The organism is Ruegeria sp. CDSA020 (genome assembly GCF_059612345.1).
In genome coordinates this window covers 160992-179688 of record NZ_JBXWQK010000007.1, presented here as the reverse complement: position 1 = coordinate 179688, position 18697 = coordinate 160992, and the positions used below count along the sequence as shown (strand labels likewise).

Sequence of the window (18697 nt, the reverse complement as noted above, 5' to 3'; positions counted from 1 at the left end):
AAATTGGGATGGGATGAGTTTGGGGCGTTGCCGCCCCTACTCTTCCTCCGCATCCAGGAGTTCCATATTCAGGCCGAGGCCACGGACTTCTTTCACCAGAACGTTGAACGATTCCGGTACGCCCGCTTCAAAGTTATCCTCGCCCTTGACGATCGACTCGTACACTTTGGTCCGGCCGGCGACGTCATCCGATTTCACGGTGAGCATTTCCTGCAGGGTGTAGGCGGCGCCATAAGCTTCCAGAGCCCAGACTTCCATCTCACCAAAGCGCTGACCACCGAACTGCGCCTTACCACCCAGCGGCTGCTGGGTAACCAGGCTGTACGGCCCGGTTGAACGCGCGTGGATTTTGTCATCCACAAGGTGGTGCAGTTTCAGCAGGTACTTGATACCCACGGTCACCGGACGTGCAAACTGCTCACCCGTACGACCGTCGAACAGAACCGACTGACCGCTTTGCGAGAAGCCCGCGCGCACCAGAGCGTCATTGACGTCTGCCTCTTTGGCGCCATCAAAGACCGGAGTCGCGATCGGAACACCACGGGTCACGTTGCCCGCAGCCTCGATCAGGTGACCCTCGTCCATGCCAGTGATGCCTTCTTCATAGACATCGTCGCCATAGGCCAGCTTCATTGCTTCGCGAACCGGGGTAAGGTCGCCAGAGCGGCGATATTCACCCAGGGCGTCGTCGATGTTCAGACCCAGACCGCGCGCGGCCCAACCCATGTGGGTTTCAAGGATCTGACCAACGTTCATACGCGAAGGAACACCCAGCGGGTTCAGACAGAAGTCAACCGGCGTACCATCGGCCAGGAACGGCATGTCTTCCATCGGAACAACCTTGGAAATCACACCTTTGTTCCCGTGACGACCGGCCATCTTATCGCCCGGCTGCAGCTTGCGCTTCACGGCGATGAAGACTTTGACCATCTTCATCACACCCGGCGGCAGGTCGTCGCCACGACGAACCTTCTCGACCTTGTCCTCGAAACGGGCGTCCAGAGCACGCTTTTGCACTTCGTACTGCTCATTCAGAGCCTCAACGATCTGTGCGTCCTGCTCATCTTCCAGCGCCAGCTGCCACCACTGACCACGGGTCAGGGTTTCCAACAGGTCCTCGGTGATCACCGACCCTGGCTTGACGCCTTTCGGGCCTTTGACCGCGGTTTTACCCATGATCAGGCCTTGCAGACGCGCATAGATGTTGCGGTCCAGGATCGCCAACTCGTCGTCCCGGTCACGGGCCAGACGTTCGACTTCTTCCCGCTCGATCTGCAGCGCACGCTCGTCTTTCTCGACGCCGTGACGGTTGAAGACGCGGACCTCAACGACCGTACCGTAATCGCCCGGCTTCACGCGCAGCGAAGTGTCGCGCACGTCAGATGCTTTTTCGCCAAAGATGGCGCGCAGCAGCTTTTCTTCCGGGGTCATCGGGCTTTCGCCCTTCGGAGTGATCTTGCCGACCAGGATATCGCCCGGTTCAACATCCGCGCCGATGTAAACGATGCCCGCCTCGTCGAGGTTACGCAGCGCTTCTTCACCGACATTCGGAATATCGCGGGTGATCTCTTCCGGACCCAGCTTGGTGTCACGGGCGGCGACTTCAAATTCCTCGATATGGACCGAGGTAAAGACGTCGTCACGCGCAATACGTTCCGAGATCAGGATCGAGTCTTCGTAATTGTAACCGTTCCACGGCATGAACGCGACGACCACGTTCTTACCCAGGGCCAGTTCACCCATATCGGTCGACGGACCATCAGCTATGACTTCGCCCTTCTGGACGGTGTCACCCACTTTGATCAGCGGACGCTGGTTGATGCAGGTGTTCTGGTTCGAACGCTGGAATTTGCGCAGACGATAGATGTCAACGCCAGCGTCGCCCAGTTCCAGATCCTCAGTCGCGCGGATAACGATACGCTGGGCATCGACCTGGTCGATGATACCGGCGCGTTTCGCCTGAATTGCAGCGCCTGAGTCAATCGCAACCTTTTCCTCGATTCCGGTACCAATCAGCGGTGCCTCGGCCCGCAGCAGTGGAACCGCCTGACGTTGCATGTTCGAGCCCATCAGAGCGCGGTTGGCGTCGTCATTTTCAAGGAACGGGATCAGCGATGCAGCAACCGATACCAGCTGTTTTGGGCTGACGTCGATCAGGTCCACATTCTCGCGCGGGGCCAGAGTGTAGTCACCTGACTGACGAGTCGAAACCAGATCGTTGATGAACTTGCCATCCGAATCCAGTGTCGCGTTCGCCTGCGCCACAGTGTGACGCATTTCCTCGGTCGCGGACATGTAGTGAACCTCATCGGTCACCTCAGCGTCTTTGACGACGCGGTACGGTGTTTCGATGAAGCCATACTTGTTCACACGGGCAAAGGTGGCCAGCGAGTTGATCAGACCGATGTTCGGGCCTTCCGGCGTTTCAATCGGGCACATCCGGCCATAGTGTGTCGGATGAACGTCGCGCACCTCAAAGCCCGCACGCTCACGTGTCAGACCACCGGGGCCAAGCGCCGAGAGGCGGCGTTTGTGGGTGACTTCCGACAGCGGGTTGGTCTGATCCATGAACTGCGACAACTGCGACGAGCCGAAGAATTCGCGGACAGCAGCAGCAGCCGGTTTCGCATTGATCAGGTCCTGCGGCATGACTGTGTCGATCTCGACCGACGACATACGCTCTTTGATCGCGCGCTCCATGCGCAGCAGGCCAACGCGGTACTGGTTTTCCATCAGTTCGCCGACCGAACGCACACGACGGTTGCCGAGGTGGTCGATATCGTCGATGTCCCCTTTGCCGTCACGCAGTTCAACCAGAGCCTTGATGCAGGCCACGATGTCTTCGCGGCGCAGGGTGCGCAGCGTATCGGGCGCATCCAGAGCCAGACGCATGTTCATCTTTACACGGCCAACGGCGGACAGGTCATAGCGCTCGCTGTCAAAGAACAGCGTTTCGAACAGCGCCGAGGCCGCTTCGACGGTGGGCGGCTCACCCGGGCGCATGACGCGATAGATGTCCATCAGCGCTGTGTCGCGGCCCATGTTCTTGTCTGCCGCCATGGTGTTACGCATGTAGGGGCCGACATTGATGTTGTCGATATCCAGAACCGGAATATCGGTGACGCCCGCGTCGATCAGCTCTTTCGCGGTGCCTCCGATCAGCTCGCCGTCTTTGTCGTATTCCAGCGTCAGCTCATCACCAGCTTCGACATAGATCGCGCCGGTTTCTTCGTTGATGATGTCCTTGGCGACAAACTTCCCGACGATGTGATCGAACGGAACCAACAGCTCGGTGACGTTGCCTTCATCGATCAGCTTCTTGACCGCGCGCGGGGTGACTTTCTTGCCCGCTTCGGCAATCACTTCACCGGATTTGGCGTCGATCAGGTCATAGGTCGGACGCGTACCGCGTGCACGCTCGGGGAAGAACGGTGCAATCCAGCCCTTCTTCTTGTCCAGCTTGTACGACACCGTGTTGTAATAGGCGTCCATGATCGCTTCTTGATCCAGGCCCAGCGCATACAGCAGGGTTGTCACAGGCAGTTTGCGGCGACGGTCGATACGGGCGAACACGATGTCCTTCGCGTCGAACTCAAAGTCCAGCCAGCTGCCGCGATACGGGATGATGCGGCAGGCAAACAACAGCTTGCCCGAGGAATGGGTCTTGCCCTTGTCGTGGTCAAAGAACACACCGGGCGAACGGTGCATCTGGGACACGATCACACGCTCGGTACCGTTCACAATGAACGTCCCGTTTGGTGTCATCAGGGGCATATCCCCCATGAACACGTCCTGTTCCTTGATGTCTTTGACCGACTTGGCGCCAGTGTCCTCGTCGACATCAAACACGATCAGACGCAGAGTGACTTTCAGCGGCGCGCTGTAGGTCATGTCGCGCTGCATGCACTCTTCGACGTCGTATTTGGGTTTTTCCAAATCGTATTTCACGAACTCCAGAACGGAGGTTTCGTTGAAATCCTTGATCGGGAAAACCGACTGGAACACGCCTTTGATGCCTTCGCCGTCTGTCGGCACATCTGCATCGCCGGAGCGCAGGAATAGATCATAAGAAGATTTTTGCACCTCAATGAGGTTCGGCATCTCCAGCACTTCGCGGATTTTGCCGTAATATTTCCGAAGACGTTTCTGGCCAAGGAACGATTGAGCCATGTCAGATGTCACCTTTCGATGTTCTCAGCGGACAAAGACACCGTCGGGCCCCGGTGCCTTGCACATTAGAGACAACACGTCCGGATCAATTCGTGGCCACCGTCCCGAATGGCAGCCTCCCGATCCATGAACCGCGTCTTAGAAAACACCCCAATCCATGAGGTCCTTTCTAAGACAGGTTCGGCTGGACCCGGATTTCTCCGGGACCAGCCAAATTTCCGGTGCATCTGCGATGCACCAAAAGACTGACTTAGGCCAGTTCGACCTCGGCGCCAGCTGCTTCCAGCTTGCCTTTGATGTCTTCGGCTTCGTCTTTCGACACAGCTTCTTTGATCTTGCCGCCAGCTTCGACCAGCTCTTTGGCTTCTTTCAGGCCCAGACCGGTGATGCCGCGAACTTCTTTGATCACGTTGATTTTCGAAGCGCCGGCGTTCTTCAGAACGACGTCGAATTCGGTTTTTTCTTCCTCAGCTGCGCCACCGGCGTCGCCACCGGCTGCCATGACAACTGCGCCGCCTGCTGCGGGCTCGATGCCATATTCGTCTTTGAGGATGGTTTTCAGTTCTTGTGCTTCCAGCAGGGTCAGACCCACGATGCTTTCTGCGAGTGCTTTCAGATCAGCCATTTTATCAGCTCTTTCCGTTTACAGTGTGTGTTCCAACGTCAGGGTGACTACCCTACGCAGATCATTCAGTGCCAACCGCTTACGCAGCTTCCGCCTTCTCTTCGATGGTGGAAAGGATGCTTGCGATGTTGCTTGCAGGTGCGCCAATTGCGCCAGCGATGTTCGAAGCAGGTGCGCCCAGCATGCCCGCGATAGTAGCAATAAGCTCCTCGCGCGAAGGCATTTTGGACACGGCTTCGACGCCGGCACGATCCAGAGCGTTCTCACCCATTGCACCGCCAAGAATTTCGAACTTTTGGTTCTCTTTGGCGTAGTCCTGGGCCACTTTGGCTGCTGCCACAGGGTCCTCAGAATAGGTCAGAACGGTCATCCCCGTCAGCAGGTCGGCAATGCTTTCACATGGCTTTCCGTCGAGGGCGATTTTGGCGAGCCTGTTCTTGGCAACACGCACGGCACCACCCGCGTCACGAGCACGTGCGCGAAGGTCCTGCATCTCGGCAACTGTCAGACCGGCGTAGTGTGCAACCACTACGACGCCAGAGCTTTCGAAGATTTGGCCGAGCTCGTCGACCACTTTCTCTTTCTGGGCTCTATCCACAGTTTTCTCCAAGTTAGGGGTGATATCTCACCCCGGCTCATATTTGCCGCAGCTTACGCTCCGGCGTTCAGGTCCGTTGTTACGGGATTAGCCAAAATTCGCCCGAGGATCGAAGCCCTCAGAATTCTTTGGTCTTACCCGTCTCAGGCAGGGAATTAAGGGGCCAGATGACACCACCCACCGTCTTGGACGAAACAAAATAAAGCGCACGACGAATCGCACGCTTTACTTCGCAGCTCTCTTTATGGCAGTTACGCCGGGTTTCCAAGGGGTAAATTAGGCCGAAACCGGAAATGATCGAGCAGCGCAGCCGGCATTGGAACAGTGTCCTAGATTGACATGTTCCATGCGCTGAGGTCCAGTCTGGCTAAGCCCCTTTCTTCTTAGGTATCCATCCCTGAATGCTGACCCTCACCACAGACGAATACGAATGCGCGCGCGGCTTTGTTCAGGAGTTCCTGGATCAAACGCCCGAGGATGGCCCGGCGGGTTTCGAATGCGTCTATCGTTCTCATGATTTTGCGGGCTCGCGTATAGTGCTCAGGGTCCGGGGTGCGCGCCGGGACTATGCCCTAAAGGTCGATACGGAATCGCCCGGAACGGGACGTTTGCGCGATGAGTTTGACATGCTCGGAAAGCTGACCGCCCATTTTGCACGATACGAATCTGCGGGGGTTGTCGACCCGGTTTACATATCACCGGGTGATGCGTTTTTTGTGACGCAGTTTATTGACCGCCCCACCGCTGCGGATCTTATCCATAACAGCCCGGATGACGACCAGATCGGCCGCATCTATCGCCGCGCCGGATCGTGGCTGAACGACCTGCACAGGTTTCAACCCATCAAGACCTATGATTTCCGCCCTAGCTGGATGATCGACAGGCTTCAGGCTTTGCTACGTCTTGCCCCGGACACAGCACAGCTCCGGGGGCGGAATATGGTCCAGCATCTGACCGACGAGGCATTACAGCTAAAAGGCACCCCTGAACTGCTGGTCTTTGCACACGGAGATTGTCACAGTCAAAATCTGATCGTCGGGCAAGGCGAAATGATCGGCCTGGATTTTACCGAAACGCGGGAAAAGCTAGCTTTGTATGATATTGTCGACTTTCTAAAGTCCGATATCTTTCGCGATGGCACTGATGATCAGGTTGATCAAAGCGGCATCCTGAAAACAAACAAAGACATGTTCTTTCGCAAATATCGCCATCCAATTCAGATGGACGTTCTGGATATGTGCATGCGCGCACGTCTGGTGATGGATTGGCTGGACTTATGGCGATTGGACAGATCCTGCAGCGAATACGAGAGCTTTCGCAGAGACCGCCTGAACCTGCGCCTGCAAGCCGTGTATGAGTGAGGGCTGAAAAAGAAAGACCCGAACAGCCTTCACCGTTCGGGTCTAATCATTTTAGCTGTAAGCTAGGGGCTTACTCGCCCGCAGCAGCAGCCACATCCAGAGTCACGCCTGGGCCCATGGTCGAGCTCAGCGCGATTTTCTTCATGTAAGTGCCTTTGGCGCCTGTTGGCTTGGCTTTGGCAACAGCGGTCACAAATGCACGAACGTTTTCTGCCAGCTTGGCTTCGTCGAAGGACGCTTTGCCAACGCCAGCGTGCACAACGCCGCCTTTTTCAGCTTTGAACTGAACTTCGCCGCCTTTAGCTGCTTCTACGGCCGCTTTCACGTCCATGGTCACAGTGCCAACCTTGGGGTTCGGCATCAGGTTGCGGGGGCCCAGAACTTTACCAAGACGACCAACGATGGGCATCATGTCCGGGGTTGCTATACAACGATCGAATTCAATGGTGCCGCCCTGAATGGTTTCCATCAGGTCTTCTGCACCAATGATATCCGCCCCTGCTTCTTTTGCTTCGTCAGCCTTGGGGCCACGAGCGAATACAGCAACGCGCATTGTTTTACCGGTGCCATTCGGCAGGCCAACAACGCCACGAACCATCTGGTCCGCGTGACGGGTGTCAACGCCCAGGTTCAGAGCGATTTCGATGGTCTCATCGAATTTCGAAGTTGCGTTGGCTTTGACCAGGGCAACTGCTTCTTCGACCGACAGGTTTTCCTTGCCAGCGACAGCTTCGCGCGCAGCGCGGGTACGTTTACCGAGTTTTGCCATCTTACTTCACCTCGATGCCCATAGAGCGGGCCGAGCCCAGGATGATCTGCATTGCGCCTTCGACGTCGTTGGCGTTGAGATCTTTCATTTTGGCTTCGGCGATTTCACGAACCTGCTTCGAGGTCACGGATGCCACAGTCTCACGACCTGGGTTTTCCGCGCCACGGGGACGGTTACGCTTGCCAACCGGCTTCAGGCCAGCTGCTTTTTTCAGGTAATAAGACGCAGGTGGCGTCTTGATGTCCATGGTGAAGGACTTGTCCTGATAATAGGTGATCACGGTCGGGCAAGGCGCGCCTTGCTCCATGTCTGCGGTCTTGGCGTTGAACGCCTTGCAGAATTCCATGATGTTGATGCCGCGCTGACCCAGCGCCGGACCAACTGGCGGCGACGGGTTCGCCTGACCTGCAGGAACCTGCAGTTTCATTGTACCAGCAAGCTTCTTGGCCATTTGGTTTTCCTTTCAACGTAGGTGAAACGCGTTCCACCCGGTTTATGTTGCGTGGTCCGATCCGGGATCGCGATCCCGGTAATCTCCCACGAGAGAATCTCGCCCAAAGACGATAGAGGCGGCATGTACAGGGGAACGGAAGTATTGGCAAGGGTTTGAATCACGGCCTGAAGCAGCCACATCGAACCCAAACCGACCCTCGCTCCAAAGCTAAGCAACAGCAAAACAGCATCTGTCATCGCCCAATGAGATTGCACCCGCTACATGCACAACCTTGCGGGCTATCAGAGCAACTTAGCAGCCGCCATAGTTCTTGTTTCCACTCGCCGTGATTGTGTAGGTTCCGCCTCTTGGACCCGTGTAGCATCGTGAGGTCACGCGCCTAACGCTGGCAACCGGTCGGCGGTACGAAGATACTTTCCTGATCTGAGCACCCCACTCACACGCGAGACCATCGCCATCAAGATCCAAATTATGTGGATCAGATAGAGGTCCACCAGACGCTAAGAAGAACCTTTGCGCTGCTGCGCCATTCGGAAAGTCATCACAATCATAGTCACCCCCTGCTGCCTCGGATGAAAACGGTCGCTCGTAGGATTTGGTCCCAGCTGTAGACAGGCTGTACTGACCATAATTGCTATAACCACATTGGTTTACTTTTCGAGCAGCCAGCTCTGCTTCGATCATCAGTTTCCCCCGCAATGTCGTACTTGGGAGCCGATATGCGGAACACAGCTCTGCGGACGATGCGCGCGCTACTTTCGAGGACAACACTTCGGGTGACAAAACATCAGCGGTACACGCAGCCAAAATCAAGAAAACAAAATAGATGAACGCACGCATGAAAAACGCCTTGTGGTCACTTTTCGGAAAAAACATTCGGTCAAATCAATAGGGCAGTTATGTACCAACCCAGATCATCAATGTAAACGTTCAGCCAGCCAAGATGCCGCACTGGCTAGGGCAATGCGGCCCCTCAAAATCCACCGAATAAATTTTGCCTGCTGCTTCTGGTCATCCACGCCCTCGACCATCCCGTCGAAATCCACGAATGGACCAGAGTAGGCCGTTACCTTCTCGCCAATTTCGAATGAGATCATCAGCTTGGGCGCTTCGCCACCTCGCCGAGTGATGTAGAAAACCTGATGCACCTCTGCCTTGCTTGCCAGTTGTCGCGCAAAGGCTAATCAGGACTGTGTGATTGCCAATATCCCAAGCGCGATCAGGCTGGCCCAGCCGATGCGGTGAAGAAAGCGCGGCTCTTTCAGGACGAGCGCGGCAAGGACTACGGATACCGGAATCGAGGCCTGCCGAACCGCGCTGACAGGTGCCGCCTCGGCGCCTAACTGGAAAGCTTTCAGGATAAAAAGATAGGATAGATAGGACGCAACCCCCGCGAATACGATCCGCCACGGGGCGAGTGTCCAGCCTCGTACCACGCCTAGAAATGGGGTCGACATATGGCGATCTTCCCAGGCCCGAATGCCGGCAAGGGTCGATGTCACCAGGATATAGCAGTAGAACAGGAAAGGCGCGGGCGTTGTTTTTTGCATAGCGTTTGCGTCGCTCAGCGAATAGGCGGCCGAGCCCAGCATCGCCATGACAGCCAGCGCAAAAGCCTTGTGATCATGCAGCAATCCGCCCGGAGATTTCTGGATCATCAGGCTGCCCATCAGGACCAGCGAAATCCCCACAAGGATGAGCCACGAATACTGCTGATCCAGCGCAAGCCAGCTAAAGGCAACGATGGCAATCGGCGAGGACCGGATAATCGGATAATACACCGAAAGGTTGCCCCGGCGCAGGGCTGAAAGCGTGCCATAGTAATAAAAACTCAACCCCAGGGAAGAAACCAGCACCAGTGGCCAGACCTCGCGGCTGACGGTCAGGGGTTGGCCGACCAGTCGAGCGTGAAGCGCCGCAAGAATGACCCAGGTCAACGCCACACCGACATAACAGGACACCGGATGCGCCGTGTCTTTCAACAACAGATCCCGCAGCGGATGTGTCGCCGCCGAAATCAGAACCAGAACAATCAGGCCAAGTTCCATATCTCAGGTCTGATGAAGCGGATTGCGCTGCAGAAAGGTGTTATAGTGCACAGTCATCTGGTCGTCCGCGATCTGCACAACACCATAGGCTGGCGGTTCATCACAGAATTCCCCGTCAACACTGTCGGCAGTCAGAGGGATTTGGTGATTGAGGCTGGGCAGGCTGGTGAACGGGATGCCACGCCAGTTCACATAGGTCATGCGATGGACATGCCCATAGAAGACGTGGCGAATGTTACGCCCGTGACCGAGTGTTTCAAAAAACACTTCGGCTTCGACCAGGCGGATGTCGTCCACATAGGGAATGCCGATGTCAAAAGGCGGGTGGTGCATGAACAAATAGCAGGGCCTATCCCCCGCCGAGATCAGCTGTTCTTTCAGCCAATTCAAGCGCAAGGTGCACAGCTGGCCTTCATGCATATCCGCACCGTCTTTTGTCGTATCCAGAAAGATAAACTTTCCCGCGTCGGTCTCGATGCTGTGCTGAACAAAGCCATTTGAATCCACAGGGTCATCCGTAAAGACCGTTCTGAAAACCTGACGATCATCATGGTTGCCTATCATCAGGTGACAAGGAAGCTGGAAACCGTCCAGATGTGACTTGAGCACCTGATAGGCTTCAGCCCTTCCAAACTCGGCCAGGTCGCCGGATATCACGCAAAACGCTGCATCCGAATGCCATTTGGCGATATCCTCAAGGCAACGGGCAAATTGGGTCGAAGGAACGCCGCCATTCAGGTGCCCGTCTTGGTCAACAAGGTGGATATCTGTGATATGTATGAATTTCATCTACCTGCCCACTTGCCTTGCATGGTTGTCCAAATATGCCAGGCGGCCGGGTTCCATCCCGATTGGTTACGACAAAGATTATCCCGATTTCGACAGATCGTTCCGCCCTGATTTGCCCAGGTCTGAAAAAGGGCTGAAGGCTCCAAAACAAGAAACGCCGCAGTGCCCAGGGCAACGCGGCGTTGTCAAATTTAGCTAATTGGAAATTAGCTTTGTTTGGTGACCTGAGTGAAGTCCAGCTCGACCGGGGTTTCCCGGCCAAAGATCGAGACCGAGACCTTCAGCTTCTGGTTATCGTCATCCACACCTTCGACCATGCCGTCGAAATCTTCGAACGGACCGTCATTCACCTTGACCTTCTCGCCAATTTCGAACGAGATCATCAGCTTGGGTGCTTCTTCACCCTCCTGGACACGGTTGAGGATCTGGTTCACCTCGGCATCGCGCATCGGCATCGGGCGGCCTTGCGGACCCAGAAAACCAGTGACCCGGTTGATCGAGTTGACCAGGTGATACCCTTGATCCGACATTTCCATATGCACCAGCACGTAACCCGGCATAAAGCGACGTTCGGTTGTGACTTTCTTGCCCCGGCGCACTTCGATCACCTCTTCGGTGGGCACCAGAACTTCGTCAATGTCATCCTCAAGGCCCTGCTCGGCCACCGACGTGCGGATCTGCTCTGCGATCTTCTTTTCGAAATTCGAAAGAACGCTGACCGAGTACCACCGTTTCGCCATGAACCTGTCGTCCTTGTTTGCCTTCGGCTGCATTCCATGTACCGGAAAAGCCGTTATTGAAAATCTGTCGCGTCACCCGGAATAAAAAGCGGCGCACAGCCCGAATCGCCGCACGCCCATTCCGAATAGTACCGCGTCACCTACTCTGACATCGCAAGCTGTGCAAGGGGGCAGCGACGTTTCCGACCTGCCCGGCCCGGTTTAACCGAACATGCCCAGAATCAGCTGCAGGCCACCACGAATACCAAGATCGACCAGCGCAAAGAACACAGCCGTCAGTGCTGCCATGATGAACACCATGACCGTGGTCAGCAACACCTCGCGGCGGGTTGGCCAGACGACCTTTGAAACCTCGGCACGGACCTGCTGAATAAACTGGATCGGATTCATAGTTGCCATTTGGCTTTGTTCTCTCTGCTAGCGGATGGGCCGGACATAACCGGGCATTGAGGCAATTTCAAGGGGGCCGTCAGGGCTTGGGCTTATCGTCCCATTCGTCGCTTAGAATGCGGCGCGCATCGCCTTCGGGGTCGTCATACTGGTTCGACCGAACGGTATAGATGAACGCAAACAGGCCAACCCCTCCCAAAAGCAGGGAAATCGGTATGAGATAGGCCAGAACTTCCATTCAGATCACCTTAGCCGCAGCGCGTTCAGAGAAACGGTAATGGACGAGGTCGACATTGCCAATGCCGCGATCAGCGGCGTGGCTAGGCCCGCAACCGCCAGTGGCACTGCAATGATATTATAGATTGTTGCAATACGGAAGTTCTCGCGAATCCGTTTCGTTGCCTTAACCGCGGTATCGCAGGCACCCGCAATCGGCGACAGGTCGTTGCCCAACAGCACGATATCGGATGCCACGCGCGCAGCATCTAGCGCCGAGGCCGGTGAAATCGACACATGCGCCGCGGCCAGCGCCGCCGTGTCGTTCAGCCCGTCACCAACCATCAGGACGTGGCAGCCTTGATCCCGCAGGCTTTGCACATGGGTTGCCTTGTCCTGCGGCAGGGCCTGCGCAATCCATGTCTCAATCCCCAGCTTACCGGCCAGCATCTCAACCGCGCCTTGCGTATCGCCCGAGATCAAAATGACCTTTTTCCCCTCATCGCGAAACGCCTGAACCGCCTCAGCCGCACCAGCGCGCAATGTGTCCGAGAACAAGAACACTGAAGGCGCCCGCCCTGCTAACGACAGCCAGGCCGCAGTTTGTTCAGCCTCTTGCCCACCGGTCCATTCGGCGCGTCCCAGACGCACGGGATGGTCCTGAAAGATGCCTTCGGTGCCGTACCCCGGAACTTCAGAGATCCCCTCGACATTTGCGGGCGTGACCCCCGCTTGACGGGCAGCCTGCGCCAGCGCAACAGAGAGCGGGTGCGACGAGGCCTCGGCCAGTGCAAGTGCAATTTCCAGATCGCCGGGCGCATGATCCGCAAGATTGGTCAGCTCCGGCGTTCCCGAGGTCAGTGTTCCCGTCTTGTCGAACACAACCGTATCCACCTCGGCCAGGCGTTCCAGCGCTGTGGCGTGTTTGATCAGCATCCCCTTGCGGAACAACCGACCCGAGGCCGCCGTCGTCACCGCCGGTACGGCCAGACCCAGCGCACAGGGGCAGGTGATGATCAGCACCGCTGCTGCGATATTCAGCGCGGTGCGGATATCGCCGGAATAGATATACCAGCCCAGAAAGCTCAGCGCCGACAGGATATGCACGCCCGGTGCATAAAGCTTGGCTGCCTTATCCGCCAGCGAAGTATAACGCGACCGCCCAGATTCCGCGATGGCCACAAGATCGGCCATGCGGTGCAGCGAGGTATCCTCACCCACGGCTGTCGCCCGTACGGTCAATGGACCCGTTAAATTTACCTCGCCAGCACTGACCGTCAGACCGGTTTCCGCAAATACCGGCAAGGTTTCACCCGTCAGCAGCGATCGGTCGAGCTCGGATTGCCCGGAAACGATTTCGCCATCCACCGGCATCCGGCCTCCGGGACGTACCAGGATCAGATCACCCACGCTCAGCGTTGCGACGGGCGCCTCAACTTCTTGACCATCGGCCAGCCTGATCGCGCGCGGAACTTCCAACGCGGTCAACTCCTCGGCTGCGGATCGGGCGGCGGCGCGGGTACGGTAATCCAGATAGCGACCGGCCAGCAGAAAGAACGTCAGGGTCAGGGCGGCGTCAAAATAGGCGTGCTCACCACTCAGCGCGGTTTCCCACAGCGATGTGGCCAATGCCAACAGGATTGCCAACACGATCGGCACATCCATATTCAGGCGACCGACGCGCAAGGCGCTCCAGGCATTGGCAAAGAAGGGCTGCGCCGAAAACGCGATCGCAGGCAAAGCAATCGCTGCCGAAATCCAGTGGAACATGTCCCGCGTTGCATCGGTCGCCCCTGACCAGACAGAGACAGACAGCAACATTACATTCATCGAGGCAAAACCAGCCACCGCCAACCGCATCAACAGGTCGCGACCAGCCTTGTCGGACTGCGTGGCAGACAGGGATCCAGGGTCCAGCTCGTGCGCCTCAAAGCCTGCGCGTTCAAGCACCGGGATCAGATCGGCGGCCCGCAGATCGGGCGCGGCTTTGACCATCGCACGTTTCAAGGTCAGGTTCACGCGCGCGTCCTCGACCCCGGGCTGGGCATTCAATTCACGCTCGACCGTGGCAATACAGGCCGAGCAGTGAATTCCCGGCAATGACAGCGCGATCTGCACATCCTGCGGGATCGGCCTTGCGGGCTCTGCCGGGGCGGCGATACAGCCGGGGCAAGCTGCGGTGCCAGAGGACATCTGCGCAGACATCCCCTAGCCCTTCACATAAAGCGGCACGCGCTGTGCAAACTCGGCCCCGCTGTGATCTTTGGCAACCAGCCGAATGTTCCAGTTGCCCGGACCCAGCGACGCCGGAGTCGCATATGCAGTCCCGTCGAATGTGAAATCAGGAGCAAAATCATCTTTGACATGGGTCGCGCGGCCCACAACGGCCTGCAGGTCAGCCACCTTGACCGGTGCGCCCATCTGATCGGATATATGCAGGATCAGCAAGCCGCCCGACATCTCGGCGCGGATAAACCAGCCCAGCGCCTGATGTTCCTTCAGGCGTTCGTTGAATTCCTGGCTGGCGACATAAGAATTCTTGACCTCGAGCCCCGGAAAGGTCTTCACCGCGCTATAGGCCAGAACCAGGTTCACCGTGATGATCACGCCAAAGGATGCAACGAACACAGCCAGCGCATGTTTGCCGGTGAATTTACGTTCAGCCATGTTCAGTTCCCTCGTCCGTTAAACGTGGTGTCCTTATAGGCGCGCTCACCGCTCTGCAGGTCTTCGACCCAGATGCGGACCGGCGTCGTATCCAAAGTTGCTGGCCCGGTGTCGCCCGATGCGACGATGTAAACACGGGTCAACTGTGCCGTATCCGCCGTCACATTGACAGTCTCACCTTCAACCCCCTCGATCTGTATCTTCAGGGCCGGATCACCGGACAGGGTCAGTTGGAATGGGCGGTCCTCGCCATGTTTGTTCCGCAGTCGTACATCATAAGTGTTACGAATAGTGCCGTCAGAAAGGGTTACAAATGTCGGGTTTCGCACCGGCGCTACGGTCAGATCAATGTCAGACCGGATGAACAGGGCGAACAAAAGCGCGAAGCCAACCGCAGACCACATACCCGTATACATGATGGTCCGAGGCCGCAGGATGTGTTTCCAGACATTCTTGGGCGGATGACCGGCGCGTTCACTCGATTCGTCGCTCAACGCCATGTAGTCGATCAAGCCACGCGGTTTGCCAATTTTGGCCATCATGTCATCGCAGGCGTCGATGCACAGCGCACAGGTGATACATTCAAGCTGCTGACCGTCGCGGATGTCGATACCGACAGGGCAGACATTCACACAGGCCATGCAATCAATGCAGTCCCCAAGATCGGAATCCGCGGTCCGCTTGCCTTTGCCGCGCGGTTCACCGCGCCATTCGCGATACCCAACCACCAGAGTATCCTCGTCCATCATCGCGGCCTGAATGCGCGGCCAGGGACAGGCGTAAATACAGATCTGCTCGCGTGCGAACCCACCGAACAAAAAGGTCGTCCCCGTCAGGATCAATATGGTTGTATAGGCGACCGGATGTGCATTTCCGGTCACTAGGTCACGGACCAGCGTTGGCGCATCCGCGAAATAGAACACCCAGGCACCACCCGTTGCCAGACCAATAAACAGCCAGGCGACCCATTTGGTGACGCGCAGCCTTGCTTTGTGGAAATCCATCTTTTTCTGACGATGCAGGCGCAGACGGGCGTTTCGATCACCTTCGATCCAGCGCTCGACCAAGATATACAAATCAGTCCAGACGGTCTGCGGGCAGGCATAGCCGCACCACACGCGCCCCAGCGCCGATGTAAACAGAAACAGGCCCAGACCGGCCATGATCAGCAAGCCGGCCACGAAATAGAACTCGTGCGGCCAGATCTCGATCCAGAAAAAGTAAAAGCGCCGGTTGGCCAGATCCAGCAGCACCGCCTGGTCCGGAAGGCTGGGACCGCGATCCCATCTGATCCAGGGTGTGACGTAATAGATCCCCAGCGTTACCGCCATGATGAACCATTTCAGGTTGCGAAACGGGCCGGACACGCGGCGGGGAAAGATCGGTTCGCGCGCTGCGTATAGGCTGGGGGCGGGGTCGGAATCGCTCACGGGCTGGCTCCAGATGTAGCTGTTCTACGGCGTCTTCTTCCAGATCATACGGGCAGCCACTTTGACATGGGTCAAAAGCGCATCGTAAAGACACCTTTTGTCACATCTTACCAGCTTGCCGCCTGAGCCACCTGATAAATATCTTCACCCCTGGACGAAGCGGCATATTACCGGTGACAATATGGTATCCGCGCCCGTCGGGTTCTCGGAACAGTTCGACCAATCGACCCGCAATGATATCCGCTTCGACAAAATGCCGCACGGTGGCTGTTACACCCTGCCCGGCGCGCACTCCCTCAAGCAGCAGGTTTCCCGGCAAGGCGATGCGGCCAGCGCCGGGGCTGTGGTCCACGCCGTGACGGGCCAGCCATTGCGTTGCCTCCGTTGTGCCGAACTCCTCAAGCCAGGGCAGACGGCTGAGTGCTTTAGGTGTCACAGGTGCCCGCCCAGTCAACAGGGATGGCGCGGCGACAATCACGATCGGACTTTGCAACAGCAGTTCGGCCGTCACATCAGGCCAGTCCCCCGCCCCATATCTGATCGCCAGATCCACGCCGCCGGGGCGCAGATCGACCAACCGGGGCGAGGGATCCAGCGCAAGGTGAATGCCTGGATGCTCGGCCTGAAATGCAGGCAAGCGCGGCATAAGCCACGAAGCTGCGAAAGAGGCCGTCAGCGATACGTGGACCGGGCGATCCTCGGTTGCACGCTTCAGGTCAGTGACCGCCGCACCTATGGCCCCAAATCCCAAATGCAGGGCACGCGCCAGAACCTTGCCCTCGGCCGTCAGGGTCATGGATTTACCGGATCGGTCCAGAAGGGCCAGATCCAGGTGTTTCTCAAGCGCACGCAGTTGTTGGCTGATCGCTGCGTGACTGACATTCAGCGACGCCCCTGCCTGAACAACATTTCCAGTCTCAGCAAAGGCAGAAAAGGCGCGCAAAGCCGCAAGCGGCGGCATATCCATCCAGTTCATCTGTAAGTCCTACTTACATATTGGAATGGTAATTGAGTCGCATTTATCAGGCTAAAGATCAATCCTGATAACAGCGGCAACACAATCCAGGAGGAATCAGATGATTGCGATACTGGCACGAAGTTTCATGGTAGCCACCAAAACAGAGGCTAACGGCAAAGGCACTGGCACAGATAGCCGCGACCTTGCGCGCGGCAGCTGGCTGCCGGACCATCACTGGTGGATTGAAAAGTCTGGCCCGCGCGAAAAGGCGCATCTGGACTGCACCAATGGGGGCCTGTAGTCTGAAAATAGTAGCACCGGCTGTTCAGGAAACGCGCGAACAGAGAGAACAGCCGGTGCCTTAACCTTCGGGCGGCGAACCGTCCGAAGGTATTCTTTTGGCCTTACTGACCGCCACCCAACTGGTGGACATAGGCCGTCACAGCGCGGATCTGTGCGTCGGTAAGGCGGTTTTCCCAAGCAGGCATTACACCGAAACGGCTATTGGTCACGGTCTCAGTCAATGCCTCTGCGTCGCCACCATAGAGCCAGATCGCATCGGTCAGGTTGGGTGCGCCCTGAAAGACGTCACCAGTGCCATCCTCGCCATGACAGGACGAACAGTTATCTTCGAAGACAACCTTGCCTGCCTGCGCAGCTACGTCATCAGTCTGCGCATTGGTCAGGGACATCACGTATTGAACTACTTGGGTGATCTCGTCATGTTCCAGGATTTCGCCAAATGCAGGCATTTCGGAATAGCGCGCATCGTCGCTTTCCTCGTTGCGAATGCCATAGGCGATTGTGGTCTCGATATCCTCAAGCGAACCGCCCCACAGCCAGGCGTCATCCAGCAAGTTCGGGAATCCTGGTGCACCCTGCGCGCCTGAGCCGTGGCATTGCGCACACCAGGTACGGAACACCGCGCCCCCGGCATTCGCCGCGTATTGCTGCAGTTCGGGATCTGCCGAGATATCTTCAAGCGATGTTTCCACAAGCTTGGCGTTCCAAGGGGCATTCGCCTCTTCAAACGCAATCATCTCTTCTTGTACCAGAGCGCGAGAGGACCAGCCCAAAACGCCAGCAGTGGCGGATTGAACCAAGGGCCATGCGGGATACATGATCGTATAGATCACCGCCCAGAAGATGGTGGCGTAGAATGTCCACAACCACCAGCGCGGCATCGGGTTTTCGAATTCTTCGATACCATCCCAGCTGTGGCCGGTTGTACTCGGATCACCCGGCTGTTTTTCAGGTGTCTTGCTCATTGCCGCGCCTCCTTGGATGTGGCGGGATTGTCGTCGCCCCGCAGGGGCGCTGGTGCATCATCATGCCGAAACGGGATATTCGCGGTGTCCTTGTATTCCTTGCTGGAACCCGGGCGAAAAACCCAGATTATGATCCCAACAAAGAAAACAAAGAGCAGCAGCAACATCCAGCTATCCGCGAATTGCCGTAAGAGTGTATATTCTTCCATCACAC

The 18697-nt window shown here is 57.0% G+C and carries 19 protein-coding genes; 2 read left to right on the top strand and 17 right to left on the bottom strand.

The features are described from left to right. Positions 1 to 36: 36 nt before the first annotated feature. The 3 genes from rpoB to rplJ form a co-directional block, all read right to left on the bottom strand. Positions 37 to 4170 (bottom strand): DNA-directed RNA polymerase subunit beta, encoded by a 4134-nt coding sequence (gene rpoB / locus AC2FJW_RS14490; protein ID WP_142636910.1) that lies wholly within the window; start codon positions 4168 to 4170, stop codon positions 37 to 39. 250 nt (positions 4171 to 4420) lie between these two features. Beyond that, positions 4421 to 4795: a 50S ribosomal protein L7/L12 gene (gene rplL, locus AC2FJW_RS14485; RefSeq protein WP_142636911.1), complete on the bottom strand. Its 375-nt coding sequence runs from the start codon at positions 4793 to 4795 to the stop codon at positions 4421 to 4423. 79 nt (positions 4796 to 4874) lie between these two features. Next, the gene (gene rplJ / locus AC2FJW_RS14480) at positions 4875 to 5393 is read right to left on the bottom strand and encodes a 50S ribosomal protein L10 (RefSeq protein ID WP_142636913.1); all 519 of its coding nucleotides are present in this window, start codon (positions 5391 to 5393) and stop codon (positions 4875 to 4877) included. Between the two features lie 401 nt (positions 5394 to 5794). Here rplJ and AC2FJW_RS14475 point away from each other — a divergent pair, with 401 nt between their 5' ends. Beyond that, a complete protein-coding gene (locus tag AC2FJW_RS14475) occupies positions 5795 to 6754 on the top strand; it encodes a phosphotransferase (RefSeq protein ID WP_496750428.1) in 960 nt (319 codons plus the stop codon). Positions 6755 to 6824: 70 nt separating this feature from the next. Here AC2FJW_RS14475 and rplA read toward each other — a convergent pair whose 3' ends face one another. From rplA to AC2FJW_RS14415, 12 genes are all read right to left on the bottom strand, one after another. Next, positions 6825 to 7523: a 50S ribosomal protein L1 gene (gene rplA / locus AC2FJW_RS14470; RefSeq protein WP_142636917.1), complete on the bottom strand. Its 699-nt coding sequence runs from the start codon at positions 7521 to 7523 to the stop codon at positions 6825 to 6827. 1 nt (position 7524) lies between these two features. After that, a complete protein-coding gene (rplK, locus tag AC2FJW_RS14465; RefSeq protein WP_085823307.1) occupies positions 7525 to 7974 on the bottom strand; it encodes a 50S ribosomal protein L11 in 450 nt (149 codons plus the stop codon). Between the two features lie 920 nt (positions 7975 to 8894). Next, positions 8895 to 9125 carry a hypothetical protein gene (locus AC2FJW_RS14460; protein WP_496697691.1) on the bottom strand — a complete coding sequence of 77 codons (231 nt, stop codon included), beginning with the start codon at positions 9123 to 9125 and terminating at the stop codon, positions 8895 to 8897. 36 nt (positions 9126 to 9161) lie between these two features. Next, a complete protein-coding gene (locus tag AC2FJW_RS14455; protein WP_496697689.1) occupies positions 9162 to 10025 on the bottom strand; it encodes an EamA family transporter in 864 nt (287 codons plus the stop codon). A gap of 3 nt (positions 10026 to 10028) precedes the next feature. Continuing rightward, a complete protein-coding gene (locus AC2FJW_RS14450; protein ID WP_496750426.1) occupies positions 10029 to 10814 on the bottom strand; it encodes a phosphodiesterase in 786 nt (261 codons plus the stop codon). Between the two features lie 206 nt (positions 10815 to 11020). Next, on the bottom strand, positions 11021 to 11554 hold the full coding sequence (gene nusG, locus AC2FJW_RS14445) for a transcription termination/antitermination protein NusG (RefSeq protein ID WP_142637254.1): 534 nt from the start codon (positions 11552 to 11554) through the stop codon (positions 11021 to 11023). A 201-nt stretch (positions 11555 to 11755) separates the two neighbouring features. Beyond that, positions 11756 to 11953 carry a preprotein translocase subunit SecE gene (gene secE, locus AC2FJW_RS14440; RefSeq protein ID WP_142636925.1) on the bottom strand — a complete coding sequence of 66 codons (198 nt, stop codon included), beginning with the start codon at positions 11951 to 11953 and terminating at the stop codon, positions 11756 to 11758. Between the two features lie 70 nt (positions 11954 to 12023). After that, positions 12024 to 12182, bottom strand: coding sequence for a cbb3-type cytochrome oxidase assembly protein CcoS (gene ccoS / locus AC2FJW_RS14435; RefSeq protein ID WP_142636927.1), 159 nt, complete (start codon positions 12180 to 12182; stop codon positions 12024 to 12026). A gap of 5 nt (positions 12183 to 12187) precedes the next feature. Beyond that, a complete protein-coding gene (locus AC2FJW_RS14430; protein WP_496750425.1) occupies positions 12188 to 14365 on the bottom strand; it encodes a heavy metal translocating P-type ATPase in 2178 nt (725 codons plus the stop codon). Positions 14366 to 14368: 3 nt separating this feature from the next. Next, the gene (locus AC2FJW_RS14425; RefSeq protein ID WP_496750424.1) at positions 14369 to 14827 is read right to left on the bottom strand and encodes a FixH family protein; all 459 of its coding nucleotides are present in this window, start codon (positions 14825 to 14827) and stop codon (positions 14369 to 14371) included. Between the two features lie 2 nt (positions 14828 to 14829). Beyond that, entirely contained in the window at positions 14830 to 16257 is a 1428-nt protein-coding gene (gene ccoG, locus AC2FJW_RS14420; protein ID WP_281973105.1) for a cytochrome c oxidase accessory protein CcoG, read from the bottom strand. Between the two features lie 100 nt (positions 16258 to 16357). Then, complete coding sequence (locus AC2FJW_RS14415) at positions 16358 to 17233, bottom strand: LysR family transcriptional regulator (protein ID WP_496709410.1); 876 nt, start codon at positions 17231 to 17233, stop codon at positions 16358 to 16360. Between the two features lie 100 nt (positions 17234 to 17333). Here AC2FJW_RS14415 and AC2FJW_RS14410 point away from each other — a divergent pair, with 100 nt between their 5' ends. Further along, the gene (locus AC2FJW_RS14410) at positions 17334 to 17516 is read left to right on the top strand and encodes a hypothetical protein (protein WP_496750423.1); all 183 of its coding nucleotides are present in this window, start codon (positions 17334 to 17336) and stop codon (positions 17514 to 17516) included. A gap of 103 nt (positions 17517 to 17619) precedes the next feature. On the opposite strand, the gene ccoP is transcribed toward AC2FJW_RS14410, so the two are convergent. Further along, on the bottom strand, positions 17620 to 18483 hold the full coding sequence (gene ccoP, locus AC2FJW_RS14405) for a cytochrome-c oxidase, cbb3-type subunit III (protein ID WP_142636939.1): 864 nt from the start codon (positions 18481 to 18483) through the stop codon (positions 17620 to 17622). Next, a complete protein-coding gene (locus tag AC2FJW_RS14400; protein ID WP_142636941.1) occupies positions 18480 to 18692 on the bottom strand; it encodes a cbb3-type cytochrome oxidase subunit 3 in 213 nt (70 codons plus the stop codon). Before AC2FJW_RS14400 ends, ccoP begins: the two co-directional genes overlap by 4 nt. Positions 18693 to 18697: the final 5 nt, after the last annotated feature.